The 13941-nt window shown below is 48.6% G+C and carries 18 protein-coding genes; 4 read left to right on the forward strand and 14 right to left on the reverse strand.

The annotated features are described in order from the left end of the window. Nucleotides 1–67: 67 nt before the first annotated feature. Nucleotides 68–253 (reverse strand): helix-turn-helix domain-containing protein, encoded by a 186-nt coding sequence (locus tag NSQ37_RS01475; RefSeq protein WP_087920807.1) that lies wholly within the window; start codon nt 251–253, stop codon nt 68–70. A gap of 195 nt (nt 254–448) precedes the next feature. Between NSQ37_RS01475 and NSQ37_RS01480 the strand changes: the two genes are divergently transcribed. From NSQ37_RS01480 to NSQ37_RS01490, 3 genes are all read left to right on the forward strand, one after another. After that, complete coding sequence (locus NSQ37_RS01480; protein WP_003151677.1) at nt 449–859, forward strand: helix-turn-helix domain-containing protein; 411 nt, start codon at nt 449–451, stop codon at nt 857–859. Nucleotides 860–883: 24 nt separating this feature from the next. Further along, complete coding sequence (locus NSQ37_RS01485) at nt 884–1315, forward strand: helix-turn-helix domain-containing protein (RefSeq protein ID WP_003151674.1); 432 nt, start codon at nt 884–886, stop codon at nt 1313–1315. An 81-nt stretch (nt 1316–1396) separates the two neighbouring features. Then, entirely contained in the window at nt 1397–1714 is a 318-nt protein-coding gene (locus NSQ37_RS01490) for a winged helix-turn-helix transcriptional regulator (protein WP_003151672.1), read from the forward strand. Nucleotides 1715–1798: 84 nt separating this feature from the next. Here NSQ37_RS01490 and NSQ37_RS01495 read toward each other — a convergent pair whose 3' ends face one another. From NSQ37_RS01495 to NSQ37_RS01535, 9 genes are all read right to left on the reverse strand, one after another. After that, the gene (locus NSQ37_RS01495; RefSeq protein WP_020956352.1) at nt 1799–3202 is read right to left on the reverse strand and encodes a sensor histidine kinase; all 1404 of its coding nucleotides are present in this window, start codon (nt 3200–3202) and stop codon (nt 1799–1801) included. After that, the gene (locus NSQ37_RS01500) at nt 3193–3855 is read right to left on the reverse strand and encodes a response regulator transcription factor (RefSeq protein WP_007613820.1); all 663 of its coding nucleotides are present in this window, start codon (nt 3853–3855) and stop codon (nt 3193–3195) included. Before NSQ37_RS01500 ends, NSQ37_RS01495 begins: the two co-directional genes overlap by 10 nt. A gap of 21 nt (nt 3856–3876) precedes the next feature. Then, complete coding sequence (locus tag NSQ37_RS01505) at nt 3877–4647, reverse strand: lantibiotic immunity ABC transporter MutG family permease subunit (protein WP_015240598.1); 771 nt, start codon at nt 4645–4647, stop codon at nt 3877–3879. Then, a complete protein-coding gene (locus NSQ37_RS01510; RefSeq protein ID WP_015240599.1) occupies nt 4644–5378 on the reverse strand; it encodes a lantibiotic immunity ABC transporter MutE/EpiE family permease subunit in 735 nt (244 codons plus the stop codon). Before NSQ37_RS01510 ends, NSQ37_RS01505 begins: the two co-directional genes overlap by 4 nt. Then, on the reverse strand, nt 5375–6088 hold the full coding sequence (locus NSQ37_RS01515) for a lantibiotic protection ABC transporter ATP-binding protein (protein ID WP_007409980.1): 714 nt from the start codon (nt 6086–6088) through the stop codon (nt 5375–5377). Before NSQ37_RS01515 ends, NSQ37_RS01510 begins: the two co-directional genes overlap by 4 nt. A 111-nt stretch (nt 6089–6199) precedes the next feature. Further along, complete coding sequence (locus tag NSQ37_RS01520) at nt 6200–6877, reverse strand: ABC transporter permease (protein ID WP_015240601.1); 678 nt, start codon at nt 6875–6877, stop codon at nt 6200–6202. A gap of 18 nt (nt 6878–6895) precedes the next feature. Beyond that, nucleotides 6896–7813 (reverse strand): osmoprotectant ABC transporter substrate-binding protein, encoded by a 918-nt coding sequence (locus NSQ37_RS01525; RefSeq protein ID WP_015240602.1) that lies wholly within the window; start codon nt 7811–7813, stop codon nt 6896–6898. Nucleotides 7814–7827: 14 nt separating this feature from the next. Then, nucleotides 7828–8481 (reverse strand): ABC transporter permease, encoded by a 654-nt coding sequence (locus NSQ37_RS01530; protein ID WP_069007593.1) that lies wholly within the window; start codon nt 8479–8481, stop codon nt 7828–7830. 16 nt (nt 8482–8497) lie between these two features. Then, nucleotides 8498–9643, reverse strand: a complete 1146-nt coding sequence (locus tag NSQ37_RS01535) for a betaine/proline/choline family ABC transporter ATP-binding protein (RefSeq protein WP_014418902.1) — start codon at nt 9641–9643, stop codon at nt 8498–8500. A 285-nt stretch (nt 9644–9928) separates the two neighbouring features. On the opposite strand from NSQ37_RS01535, the gene NSQ37_RS01540 reads away from it, so the two are divergent. Continuing rightward, nucleotides 9929–10462 carry a GbsR/MarR family transcriptional regulator gene (locus NSQ37_RS01540; RefSeq protein ID WP_003151660.1) on the forward strand — a complete coding sequence of 178 codons (534 nt, stop codon included), beginning with the start codon at nt 9929–9931 and terminating at the stop codon, nt 10460–10462. A gap of 34 nt (nt 10463–10496) precedes the next feature. Here the strand turns inward: NSQ37_RS01540 and opuCD are convergent, their stop codons facing one another. Genes opuCD through opuCA form a run of 4 tightly spaced genes read right to left on the reverse strand, consistent with a single transcriptional unit; the run spans nt 10497 to nt 13933 of the window. Next, complete coding sequence (gene opuCD, locus NSQ37_RS01545; protein WP_012118473.1) at nt 10497–11171, reverse strand: glycine betaine/carnitine/choline/choline sulfate ABC transporter permease OpuCD; 675 nt, start codon at nt 11169–11171, stop codon at nt 10497–10499. 17 nt (nt 11172–11188) lie between these two features. Beyond that, nucleotides 11189–12082 (reverse strand): osmoprotectant ABC transporter substrate-binding lipoprotein OpuCC, encoded by an 894-nt coding sequence (opuCC, locus tag NSQ37_RS01550; protein ID WP_087920808.1) that lies wholly within the window; start codon nt 12080–12082, stop codon nt 11189–11191. A 37-nt stretch (nt 12083–12119) separates the two neighbouring features. Continuing rightward, nucleotides 12120–12773 (reverse strand): ABC transporter permease, encoded by a 654-nt coding sequence (locus NSQ37_RS01555; RefSeq protein ID WP_003151654.1) that lies wholly within the window; start codon nt 12771–12773, stop codon nt 12120–12122. Between the two features lie 20 nt (nt 12774–12793). Next, a complete protein-coding gene (gene opuCA / locus NSQ37_RS01560) occupies nt 12794–13933 on the reverse strand; it encodes an osmoprotectant ABC transporter ATP-binding protein OpuCA (RefSeq protein ID WP_003151651.1) in 1140 nt (379 codons plus the stop codon). Between the last annotated feature and the right edge of the window lie 8 nt (nt 13934–13941).

The raw sequence follows: 13941 nt of genomic DNA on the forward strand, positions 1-13941 counted from the left end.
AGGCATGTCACGCCGTATCGGTGCACATCATGTCAGAAAAACGGAAATGCGTTTGAATCTTCCATCATCATTGACTTTTGTCAACAAAGTCGTAGTAAAAAAGATCTTCAAATTTCATGTCAAAGTAATAGAGCATTTTTCCGATGACCAGCTGGCCCGGCCTCCGCTCTCCATTCAGTACACGGCTCAGTGTGGCGGGAGATATTCCGATCTCCAGGGCGAGCTGGTTTAACGAGTAGTCATTATTGACCATATACTGCAGCACATAATCTCTTCTGATCTGTATCTTTTCGACCACTTTCTTCACCTTCCGTTCTGTCAAATACTTTCTTTCTTATACATAAGATACGGCTTTTGTTAACTTTTGTCAATACTTTTCCAGCCTGGCTATTCCCTTTAGTCAATAAACATACTAGAATATAAATAGACCGCGGGAGGGGGAGAGACTGTGGAAAGCTTCGGGAAACAATTGCGGACATTGCGGGAAAAAAGGCATCTGACAGTGAATCAGCTGGCAACGTATTCAGGCGTCAGCGCCGCGGGAATCTCGCGGATTGAAAACGGCAAACGCGGGGTGCCGAAACCTGCAACCATTAAAAAGCTCGCAGATGCGTTAAAAATCCCGTATGAGGAACTGATGCAGACGGCGGGATATATAGAGACCGTTCAGGAAACGAGAGCCCCGTACGACACGGGTTGCACCTTGCTGGAAAAAGCCGAAACGTATGAGCTGCATGATTTATCCCTATTGGAGCGGGAGAACTGGCGGCACCTGTCGAAAGAAGACTTGGTTCTGCTTGATAAATACTTTGCGTTCTTATCGGCTGAAGCCAAAAAAAGAACAAATGAAGACTCATGACTTTGCACATGTGAGGCGATCTTATTGAACACATTCGGAAAGCAATTAAGAGAGCTGCGCCGCGCCCGGAAGCTTACCGTCAATCAGCTTGCCGTCTATTCCGGCGTCAGCTCGGCGACCATTTCCAGAATTGAAAACGGGCACCGCGGCATTCCTAAACCCGCGACCATCCGAAAATTGGCGGACACATTAAAAATTCCGTACGAGGAGTTAATGGCGCGGGCCGGACACATCAAGGCATTTCAGGAAGAAATCCGCGAAACCTCCGAAAGCTATCAATCCATCTGCGCCATCTATCAGACCGCCGTTGACAGAGGCGCGGAGCATCTGCCGCTGTTTGACAGCAAAAAGTGGCAGCATTTCACAAAAGAAGATATTGAAAGCGTCAGCAAATACTTTGATTTTATCGCGGCTGAAGCGAAAAAGCGCTCCCCGGATTCCTCATCCTCTTTTTGATCCTCTCCTCAACTTAACAAGCGCCAGACGTACGTTCCCTCCGATTTTGCGGTATAATAGCAGAAGACGAGGTGAAAAAGCATGAACCAATCAGAAATGTGCCCCAGATTCGAAAAAGCGGTCGACATCCTAAGTAAACGCTGGGTGGCTCTAATCGTCTTTCAGTTATTGAACGGACAGCAGCGATTTAGCGAAATTGAAGCGGCGCTTCCGAATTTAAGCGGAAGAGTCTTGTCAGAACGTCTGAAAGAACTTGAAACAGAAGGTGTCATCAAACGGGATGTTATCCCCGAAACGCCTGTCCGCATTGAGTATTCTTTAACGGAAAAAGGCTGCGCATTAGCCCCTATTTTAGAGGAAATTTCCAAGTGGTCTTCAACATGGATTGATCCTTCCTGATAAACTCTTTTCCTCATAAGCGGCTGATCTCTCAAACGGACAGCCGTTTTTATTTTTGCTTTTCTTAAACAGAAAAACAAGCCCTCAGGCGTGCAGGGCTTGTTTTTGTCTGACGCCTTCCAGCGGAATTCGAATCTCCGCCCGGGCTCCTCCAGACTCCTGATTTTCAAGTATTAATTCGCCGTGGTGAAGATGTACGACATGATGGGCGAATGTAAGCCCCATGCCGTGATGCCCCGCCGAATGTCTGCTTTTATCCTCCGTGTAAAAAAGCTGTGTCGCTCTTTTCAGCGCTTCCGGCGAGAACCCGCTTCCGCTGTCGGATACGGCGAGATGGAGGGCGGAATCGGTGCACAGGACGTCCACACGGATTTCCCCTCCTTCCGGCGTATAGTCGACGGCATTTGCCGCGATATTCATGACCGCCCTGTGGAGCAGCTCATGATCGATCGGCGCTTCTTTTCTGTCAATTCCCCGTTCGCTGAGGACGAGATCAATCTGTTTCGGCCCCGCAAGCGCCGCCGCGTCACGATATATGTTTTGAATCCACTCTTTGAGGTCGGTATATTCCACATGAACGGCAACTGCCTCCTCCGCTTTAGAAAGCTGGATCAGCTGTCCGACATAATGCTCGATTTTGTTTCCGGCATCCAGAATATACTGCGCATATTCCGCCTGCTCCTCATCAGGCTCTGTTAACTGAAGCAGTTCGGCATTTCCTTTAATGATCGTTGCCGGAATTTTAATATCATGCGCAAGCGCGCCGATTTGTTCTTTCTTTATCCGCTCCGCCTCCCATTGCGCCGCCAGAGATGCCTGAAGCGCGTCTTTCATTTTCAGCAGAGAGTCAATGACATCGTCAAATTCTTTTATACGCGACCTTTTTGGATTGATATTTAAATTCTGTTTTTGAATGCTTGCCGTAATGGAGCTGAGTGTGCTGAAATGCCGTCTCAGCTGATTGGCGAAACGCGTCGTCACAATAAAAACGGTCAAAAGAAGCAAAGTGATCAGAATCGTAAGACCCGTCCATTCATAATTCGGCAGATAGCGCCTTAACAGCGGCGACTGAAATTCCGACCTGAGTGAATATTGGAGAACGCCGTATTCATCTTTCCGATTTATCACCATGAATCCTTTTTGAGCATAATTAAAATACGGCTGATGCTGAATCTTTTTTCTCGCGTTGGCCGCATCTTGTTCCGTCATCGTTCCTTTTGTCATCCGCTTTGTTTTTTTATCAAAAACGGCGTATGTCATACCTGCGGGGATCATGTCTTCTGTTATCTTTTCCGCTGATTTCAGGCGGGGTTTGATCTGTTCCGCCTCATGCTCGCTGTAGTTTGCGGGCAGGATCGCTCCGGCATTCATAGCAATGGCATTTAAGGCGACACATAATGCCGCCACCCCCATCGTGCTCAGACACAGTGTGATCGTAAATTTGACAAGCTCTTTGCGGATGCTGGATTTTCCTTTTGCTATTCCCATTTGTATCCGACACCCCACACCGTTTTGATCGGATCAGCCCCGTGTTCTTTACATTTTTTCCGGATGGTTCTGATAAACTCCGTAATGGTTGAATAGAGCGCATCGCCGTCCAAGCCGTACACTTCCTCGTAAATCTGCTCCCGTGAGAATGTTCTGTTTTTATGCTGTGCCAGACATTCAACGATTTTATATTCGTTTTTCGTAAGAGGCAGTTTCCGGTCATCAATCCATACTTCTTTATTGTCAAAATCAAACATGAAGCCTGATATCAGCCGTTTCGTCTGATGCTTTTCCCGCCGTTCCCTTCTGACATGCGCGTTTACCCTTGCCATCAATTCCTGTACGCCGAACGGCTTTGTGATGTAATCATCAGCGCCTGTCATGAGGCCTTTCACAATGGATTCTTCGTCAGACTTTGCCGTTAAAAACAGGATCGGGCTGTCCACCAGCGGCCGAATCCGCCGGCAGAGTTCAATCCCGTCCGTTCCGGGCATCATGACATCAAGAAGAATCAAATCATAGCCTTGAAAAAAATCCAATGACTGATCCTCCGCTTTTTCCAGAATCGTTACTGTATGCTGATCACGCTGTAAAATGTTTCTGATCAGAACGAGAATATCTTTTTCATCATCAATTGCTAAAATGTTTGCCACCGGCCGAATCGCTCCTTGCCTTTATTCATATGAACGCCGCCCTTCCCATCTTCTGCACCAATAGAGGCCGGCCAGACATAATATCACTATAGAAAAATATAACATTATTTCTCCGAATCTCATATCGTATCTTACATAAGGGAGGAACTCTTTTTTGACTTTGTCAAAATGCAGCAGTCCTGCAAGGCCTGAAAGCCGTACGCTCCATGCCCACGGGAAAAAACGCCAGATGGTATCGCCAAGTCCCGTATTCATGAGCGCCGCCATTAATAAACCCGCTCCCCCTAAAAGCCCGGACGGTCCCATGCCGTACTTTATGCCGACAAAAAAAGACATCATATAAAGCGGAATACTGCCGGCAATCAGCCACGCCCCTCCTTTTAAAAAGAGAAGATACGGGAGATCATTGATGTGAAGAACAAATTTCATCCCCGCCAAATAAAGACAGATGGCGAGACCTACCGATAACACATTCAATAGGAGCAGCAAAAGCAGCTTACCCGCAAAACTGATGATTTTAGAATGCGGGACCGCCAGCATCATCTGAAAATGGCCCGCCTGTTCCTCAACCGAGGCAGACATGCCGCAGACAATACTGATGATTAAAGGGTATAAAACGGCAATCGCGCTGAAAAACACACTGTACAGCATATAAGGCTCCTGAACCCTTCCATACATATACAACAGGAAAAATCCCGCGCATAAAACCGGCGCCGCAGCATGCATCCATATGAGCGGCGTACGCTTCATTTTTAATACATCGGCCCACATATATCGTAAAAGCACGGTCATGACCGGTTTCCCCCTTTTGAAAAAGACACGGCGGAAACAAAACTTACCGCGATAAAAGAAAGAATAGAAAGAATAATAGCCGGAATGATCACGTTTCCGTTTAATAAGCCGCTGTTTGCAGGAAGCGGAATTCCGTTCGGATGGATCCCGAGAATCGGTGACATCAGCCGGACTGACCAGCTCCATGGACTCAGCCACCACAATGAGCCTGACGCCGGCACAATGCCTAAAACAAAGGCGGCGATCATATTCATGAGGATCACTGCCGTAAACCCGAACTGTCTGGCAATCCATAAGCAGAACGGAATTTCCCAAAGCGTAGACAGCCACAGAAGGGAGCTTGCTTCAATACCTTTCAGCTGAACCGCAGCAATTGCCGGAAACACAAGGCCAAGAAAAAACATGATGACTAAAAAGACGATTTGCGACAGGAGTGAATACAGCGCGATCAAGCTTATTTTTGAGAACCATATGCTCTTCAAGTCAGCCGGCAGTGAGTACACCGCACGGTCATTCGCTGATTTTTTCTCTTTTTTAACAGATAAACCGCACATTAGAGCAATCATGAGCGGCATGAAAATAACCGCCCACCAATTGAACGTGCCCGTCATAAAATAGGCGGCATTCAGCAGAAAAGAAAAAGCCGTGTTCAGAAGCGGGATAAGAATGATCAGCTTTCTGATAAATGTTCTTTTAGATGTAAGATGTTCCGCCTGCATGTACTGAATCATTTCCCAGTCCCCGCTTTCTCCCGTGTTGATTTGACAACCTCCAGAAACAGCCGCTCCAGATCGTCTTCCCGGCTGATTTCTCCCTGATATCCTAAAACGCCGTCACTGATGATTCCGATATGGTCTGCGATCTGCTCGACTTCTGATAACAGGTGGCTAGATAAAATAACCGTCATTCCCTGTCCGGGCAGAGAGCGGATAAATTCCCGCAAATCCTGAATTCCCATCGGGTCCAATCCGTTTGTCGGCTCATCAAGAATTAAGAGCGACGGACGGTTTAATAATGCTAACGCAATGCCGAGACGCTGCTTCATTCCCATAGAAAATTGTCCGGCGCGCTTTTTTCCGGTTCCCGTTAATCCCGTGATTTCCAGCACTTCCGCAATTCTTGAATCAGGCAGTCCGAGCATCACGCAGCGGACTTTCAGATTTTCAGCGGCTGTCAGGTTGCTGTAAAGCGGCGGCGCTTCAATCAGGGAACCGATGCTTTTCAAATCTTCGCGCTTCCATGTATGTCCGTCGAACAGAACCTCGCCGGATGTTTGCTGCAAGATTCCGGTCAATATTTTAAGTGTCGTTGATTTTCCCGCGCCGTTCGGACCGAGCAGGCCGTATATACTGTTGCGTTTTACTGATAGAGACACATCAGCCACTGCCTGTTGTCTGCCGAATGATTTTTGCAGCTGTCTCGTTTCTATGATGTTGCTCATTTGATTACCCCTCTGCTTTGTTATTTGATAAGTAAGACTTTACAGCGCAGTTATCAAAATTTAATCAAGAAATCAAAAAAAAGCATCCTTCACGCGGAAGAATGCTTTTTTTCATGAGGCTGAGCGTACGATCAGCTTTCTTTTTTGTTTTTTCACCGGGCTGAGGGCTCGTTCCAGCCACGCCATCAGCAGGTCTGCGGCTACCGCCATCAGCGCGGTCGGGATGGCGCCCGCCAAAATAATGGCGGTTCCGTTTGTCGCGTTCGACCCTCTGACGATCATATCGCCGAGGCCGCCCGCCCCGACGAAGGTGCCGATCGCCGTGATGCCGATCGCAATGACGAGCGCCGTTCGGAGACCCGCCATAATGACGGAAAGCGCAAGCGGCAGCTCCACCATACGAAGGATTTGGTATTTCGTCATGCCCATCGCTTTTCCCGACTCGAGATAAGCGTGCTCGATATTGATAATGCCCGTGTGCGTATTTCTGAGAATCGGCAGCAGTGAATACAAAAACAAAGCCGTGATGACCGTATTGGCGCCGAGTCCCATGACGAGCATCAGGACGGCGAGCATCGCAAGCGCCGGAACGGTTTGAATCACGTTCGCCACAGCAAACACCCAGCCGGCGAGACGCCCGTGCCTTGCTGTCACAATTCCGGCCGGAATGGCGAGAACGGCGGCGAAAACGACGCCGTACGCCGACATGAGAAAGTGCCGCCAGCACTCATACAGAACATAACTGCCGTTTTGAGCATAATACGTAAACAGCTCCTTCATCGTGTCCATCCGCACATCTCCTTTCCGTTATTCAAAGTAATGATGTTTTTCTAAATATTCCTTGGCCACGACGGACGGCTCTTTTAATCGGCCGTCAACTTCGTAATTCATTTTCTGCATCATCTTTGTATCAATCGCGCCGATCATTTTATTGATCACGCCCTCCAGTTCGGGATGCTCTTTTAATACTTGATCCGGAACGACGGGTGAACAGTCATACGGAGGAAAGAACCGCTTATCATCCTTCAGCGTTTTCAGTCCGTAAGCGATGATTCTTCCGTCGGTGGAATAAGCGAGCGCGATATCCATCTTTCTGCTTTTCAGCGCGTCGTAAACAAGGCCGATCTGCATCGGATACGTACCTTCAAATGACATTCCGTATGTGTTCATAAAATCCTGATATCCGTTGCCTCTCAGCTTCATCCAGTAGTTATCGACGCCGAATTTCAGATGAGACGCTTCTTTTTTGACATCGGATACCGATTCTAAATGATACTTGCGGGCAAGCTGTCCGGAAACGGTAAAGACGTATGTATTATCAAAGCCGTAAGAATCAAACCATTTCATGTCATATCTGTTTTGAAATTCACGCTGAACGAGCCGCAGCGCTTTGTCCGGGTCTTTTTCCGGCTCCATGCGAAGCGTGCCCGTCAGCGCGTCTCCTGTATAGCGCGTCGCGGCGATATCAATATCACCGTTTATCAAGGATTGCTGCTGTACGGCATTGGAGCCGAGATTTTTAATAACCGTTGTCTTCAACCCGCTGTGATGTTCGATCATCTGTCCGAGCATGCTCGCGATGATTTCTGATTCGGTCATGCTTTGCGCGCCGATTTTAATGGTGTCCTCCGATGCGGCGCTCAATCCCGGGAGCGAGCATCCGCCAAGGAGCAGCATGCCGATACAGGCGATTGCGAGCAGCCGTTTTTTGCATCTATTCCCCATGAGAGACCTCCTCCTTATGAAGCGTCCTTTATGCTTTTCAGCCCGTCAGGCGTGACTTTCCGTTCTGTCATCCCCAGCATGTAATCGACGGCTGCCGCAAGCACTGTGACCGGAACGGCGCCTGCGATAATATACTCCGGCTGATAAAGGTTTAAGCCGATAAAAATGTAATCTCCCAGCCCGCCTCCGCCGATAAAGGAGGCGAGCGTCGCCCAGCCGATTAAATAAATCGAAGACGTCCTGATGCCCGCCATGATGACCGGAGCGGCAAGCGGGAGCTCTACAAGCCTGATCTGCTCCCATGCCGTCATGCCGATTCCTTTTCCCGATTCCAAAAGATGCCGATTGACGCCGAGAATCCCCGTATACGTGTTTCTGAGAATCGGCAGCATCGAATAGAAAAACAGCGCCGCAACGGCCGGGATCTTTCCTACGCCTAAAAGCGGAATAAAAAACGCAAGAATGGCAAGGCTCGGCAAAGTTTGAATGATGTTGACGATGCCGATGACGGCGCCGGCTCCTCTTTTCATCCTCGTCAGCAGGACGCCGAGCGGAACGGCGGCGAGAATGCCCGCCATGACGGCGATTAATGAGATGTACAGATGCTCCCATGTTTTATAAAGCATCTCTCCTCCATTTGCCTGTAAAAATTGCACGGTCAGATTCATATCAATTGAAGCCTCCTCATGACATCACCGCGAGCTGATTCTCTTCTCCCCAGATGGAGTCATAGACGATGTCAACGAGGCTTGCCCTTGTCACGATTCCCGTTAGCCGGCCGGCTTCATCAAGGACCGGCACAAATTTCATGCCTCTTTTTAAAATTTTATGGACGGCGTCGCGAAGCAGAGTGCCGCTTCTGACCGTGTACAGATCCCGCTCAAGCACTTCCGCGACGGTTACCGCTTGTCTTCGTTTGCGGTCAATCATCTCCACATCGACATAACCTTGTAGAACGTTCTTTTCATCAATGACGAGCAGCGAATCCACCCGCTCGGCACGCATCAGCTGAATGGCGGCTGACAGTGTTTTCTCAGGTGTTACCGTCACGGGATCGGGATTCATGATCTGCTCCACCCGTTCAATATCAGGGCTGGATGATTGGATCAGCCGTTCCTTGCCGATAAACTCCTCAACAAATTCATTCGCCGGAAATCTGAGAATCTCATCAGGCGTTCCGGCCTGGACGATTTCTCCCGCTTTCAGAATGACGATTCTGTCCGCAAGCTTGATGGCTTCGTCCATATCATGGGTAACAAATACGATGGTTTTATGTAAGGTTTTTTGCAGTTTTTTAAATTCTTCCTGAAGGGAATCTCTCGTAATCGGGTCAAGCGCCCCGAACGGTTCATCCATTAAGATGAGCGGCGGCTCTGCGGCAAGTGCCCGTAATACACCTATTCGCTGCTGCTGTCCTCCGCTCAGTTCATGAGGGTAACGGTCTAAATATTCAGGCCCCATATCAACGAGCTTTAAAAGCTCCCGCGCCCGTTCCTTCCGTTTTTCGGCAGGATGCTTTAAAAGCTTCGGAACGAGCGTAATGTTCTGCTGAATGGTCATATGCGGAAACAGCCCGATCTGCTGGATGACATAGCCGATGCTTCTTCTGAGTTCCACCGGGTCTTGTTCCATAATGTTTCGGCCTTCTATCAGGATTCTGCCTTCTGTCGGTTCAATTAAGCGGTTGATCATTTTCATCGTCGTCGTTTTGCCGCAGCCGCTCGGCCCGATAAAACAAATAAATTCGCCTTTGGCGATATTCAGGTTGATGCTGTTGACGGCTTTTTTCCCGCCTTTATACATTTTCGAGACATTTTCTAATGTCAGCAAACACTCACACCTCCACGATTAAGTTTATTCAATTCGTTAAATTCAAATTTAACTTTTCAGACAATTGAACGTTTTCCATTATAAATTAAACTTTGTAAATTAAAAAGTTTACAATTTGTCCATATTATATATAAAGGTTGTGTAAGCACTGATTAACCCGTATTGACCGGCAAAGTTCTTCTTATTGCTCCGGATTACTGCCAAATTCTCTCGGAAGAGCATTTCCGCCGGTTTAAAAATGTGGTATATTGACATCGGAATTGCTGACTGAAAGGATTGAAACTGTTGGAGAAAGATCCGTTACACGTAATCGAACAAGCTGAAGATCATTTGATAGAACGAATCGCTGAAAATATGCATACATTCGGAATGCCCGCGACGGTGGGGCGCATTTTAGGCATTATTTATATGAACCGCAAGCCGATGACCTTAACTGAATTATCAGAAGCGACCGGCATGAGCAAGACGAGAATGAGCCAGGCGGTCCGTGAAATGCTTGACGTCAATCTGGCGGAAAAAGTGTTTGAAAAAGGCGTCCGCAAAGATTTATACGACGTCGAGCAGGATTATTACCAAACCTTTATTACGCTGTTTACGGCCACATGGAGCAAGGTCGTCAGCAAAAATAAAATGATGCATAAAAAGCTGAACCGCGAACTGACGGCCGTCCTTGAAAACGGCGTGCCGGAAGAAGCTGAGGAAAAAATCAACGAACTGCTGAAAGAATTAAAGGATTGGCTTGATTACTACAACTGGATCAGCCGCCTGATCGAGTTTTTTGAAAGCGAAGAAATTTTCAAGCATGTTCCGAAGCCATAAGAAAAAAACGCCCTGACCCGCAAGGCGTTTTTTTTCATGCCGCATTCGGCGCTTTGGTTCGTTTTTTCTTTCTCACCGGACTCAGCGCCCGCTCCAGCCACGCCATCACAAGATCTGCGATAACGGCCATCAGCGCTGTCGGAATGGCGCCGGCCAAAATAATCGCGGTTCCGTTCGTGGCGTTTGAGCCCCTGACAATGATGTCACCGAGCCCGCCCGCGCCGACAAACGTACCGATTGCCGTAATGCCGATCGCGATGACGAGCGCCGTCCGCAGCCCCGCCATGATGACGGAAAGCGCAAGCGGCAGCTCCACCATGCGGAGCACCTGAAATTTGGTCATGCCCATCGCTTTTCCCGATTCAAGATAAGCGTGTTCAATACTGGCGATTCCCGTGTACGTATTCCGGATGATCGGAAGAAGCGAATATAAAAACAGCGACAATATCACCGTATTGGCGCCGAGCCCCATGACGAGCATCAGCACCGCAAGCATCGCAAGCGCCGGCACGGTCTGAATCACGTTTGTCACCGCGAATACCCAGCCGCTTAATGTTCTGTGCCTGGCAATGAAGATGCCGAGCGGGACACCGACGATCGCCGCAAATAAAACGCCGTATACCGACATGAGAAAATGGCGGTAAAACTCCTGAAGCACATAGGCGCCGTTTTGAGAATAATAAGTGCCGAGCTGCTGCAGCACTTCCATTTGCCCCACCTCATTTCTTATTCAAAATAATGATGTTTCTCCAAAAATTCTTTAGCGACGACGGACGGTTCTTTCAGCTTGCCATCCACCTCGTAATTCAATTCCTGCATCGTTTCCGTATCGATTTTGCCGATCAGTTTATTCACAATGCCCTTCAGTTCAGGATGCTGCTTCAGCACGCTGTCGGGAATGACCGGCGAACAGTCATACGGCGGGAAAAATTGCTTGTCGTCTTTTAAAATTTTCAGATCGTACGCTTTAATCCGTCCGTCCGTTGAATAAGCGAGGACGGCGTCCATTTTCCCGTTTTTCACGGCATCGTATACAAGTCCGATCTGCATCGGATAGGTTGTGCCGAATTCAAAACCGTACGTGTCGGTAAAGCCTTTATAGCCGTCACCTTTTCTTTTCAGCCACGCATTGTCTACACCGAGCTTAAATTGATCCGCATGCTTCTTAATATCGGACACTTTGTCTAAATGGTCTTTTTCCGCAAGCTCTTTCGTGACGGTAAAAGCGTATGTGTTCTCAAATCCGTAAGAATCAAACCATTTGTAATGGAAGCGTTTCTCAAATTCTTTCTGTACGATGGATAATGCTTTTTTCGGGTCTTTTTCCGCTTCCATGCCGAGGGTGCTCGTTAAATCCGTTCCCGAGTAGCGCGTCGCGGCGATATCGATTTCACCGCCGAGCATCGCTTGCTGCTGGACATAGTTCGATCCGAGGTTTTTAATTAATGCCGTATTCAAGTCTGTATTGTGCTCAATCATCTGTGCGATCATATTGGCGATAATTTCTGATTCCGTCATGCTTTGCGCCCCGATTTTGATCGTATCATCGGAAGCCCCGCTCAGGCCGGGAAGGGAACAGCCGCCTAGAAGCAGAGCAGCTGACAGCGCCAGTGCGCACATCCATCTCTTTTGGTTTTTTTTCAAAACAGCCAACTCCTTATGATACTTCCTTCAGTCCTTTCAGCCCTTTCGGCGTCACCTTCCGTTCCGTCGCCGCTAGCAGATAATCAATGATAATGGCTAAAATGGTGACCGGCACGGCGCCGCCGATAATATATTCAGGCTGATAGAGATTCAGGCCGATAAAAATATAGTCTCCGAGCCCGCCGCCCCCGATAAAGGAAGCAAGCGTCGCCCAGCCGATCAGATAAATGGTGGATGTGCGGATGCCCGCCATGATCACCGGAACCGCAAGCGGCAGTTCCACAAGCCTGATCTGCTCCCAGACCGTCATGCCGATGCCTTTTCCCGATTCCAGCAGATTTTTGTTTACGCCTTGAATGCCGGTATACGTGTTCCGGAGAATCGGCAGCACCGAATAGAAAAACAGCGCGACGATCGCGGGCACCTTTCCCACGCCTAACAGCGGGATAAAAAACGCCAGTATCGCGAGACTCGGCAAGGTCTGCACAATGTTGACGGCGCCGATGACGGCGCCTGCGCCCTTTTTCATTCTCGTCAGCGCCACTCCGAGCGGAACGGCGACGACAATGCCTAATATGACGGCGATGATCGAAATGTATAAATGCTCCCACGTTTTATATAACAGTTCTCCGCCGTTCGTCTGCAAAAACTTGATCATTTCATTCATTGTAAGCGTTCCTCCCCTTGTCAGCCTGTCACCAGCTGGTCTTCCTCGCCCCAGATTGAATCGTAAACGATGTCGACAAGGCTCGCTCTCGTGACAATTCCGACTAAATGCCTTTGTTCATCAACGACGGGTACATATTTCATTCCGCGCTTTAAAATTTTGCGTACGGTATCGCGCAGCAGTGTCCCCTGCTCGACTGTATACAGATCAGAGCGGAGCACGTCGCCGACAAGGCTCGCTTTTTTCCGGTTCTGATCAATGATCTCGACATCCACATACCCTTGCAGCACATTCAGGTCATCAACGACAAGCAGGGAATCGACACGGTGCTCCCGCATCACCTGTATCGCCTGTGAAAGCGTTTTGTCCGCCGTAACGGTGACAGGCTTTTTATTCATCATCTGCTCGACGCGTTCAATATCCGGTCTTGATTGCAATAACCTTTCTTTGCCGATAAATTCTTCGACAAACTCATTAGCCGGATTCCGGAGGATGTCATCAGGAGTGCCGGCCTGAACGATCTCTCCCGCTTTTAAAATGACGATCCGGTCAGCCAGCTTAATGGCTTCATCCATATCGTGGGTTACAAACACAATCGTTTTATTCAATGTTCTTTGCAGTTTTTTGAATTCTTCCTGAAGGGAATCCCGCGTAATCGGGTCAAGCGCTCCGAACGGTTCATCCATGAGAATAAGGGGAGGTTCCGCTGCAAGGGCGCGCAGCACGCCGATTCTCTGCTGCTGTCCCCCGCTCAGCTCGTGAGGATAGCGGTCTAAATATTCCGGGCCCATATCGACGAGCTTCAAAAGCTCCCGCGCCCGTTCCTTCCGCTTTTGTTCCGGCCATTTCAGCAGTTTCGGCACGAGGGAAATGTTCTGCTGAATGGTCATATGAGGGAAAAGTCCGATCTGCTGAATGACGTAGCCGATTTTCCGTCTCAGCTCCACCGGGTCCTGCTCCATAATGTTTTCGCCATCGATAAAAATCTTTCCGGATGACGGCTCAATCAGTCTGTTAATCATTTTCATCGTCGTCGTTTTTCCGCAGCCGCTCGGCCCGATAAAACAAATAAACTCGCCTTTTTCGATATTTAAATCAATGCTGTTGACAGCTTTTTTTCCGCCTTTATAGACTTTTGATACATTTTCTAATCTCAGCAATCCGTGCA

Source organism: Bacillus sp. FSL P4-0334 (assembly GCF_038004825.1).
Taxonomy (GTDB): domain Bacteria; phylum Bacillota; class Bacilli; order Bacillales; family Bacillaceae; genus Bacillus; species Bacillus velezensis.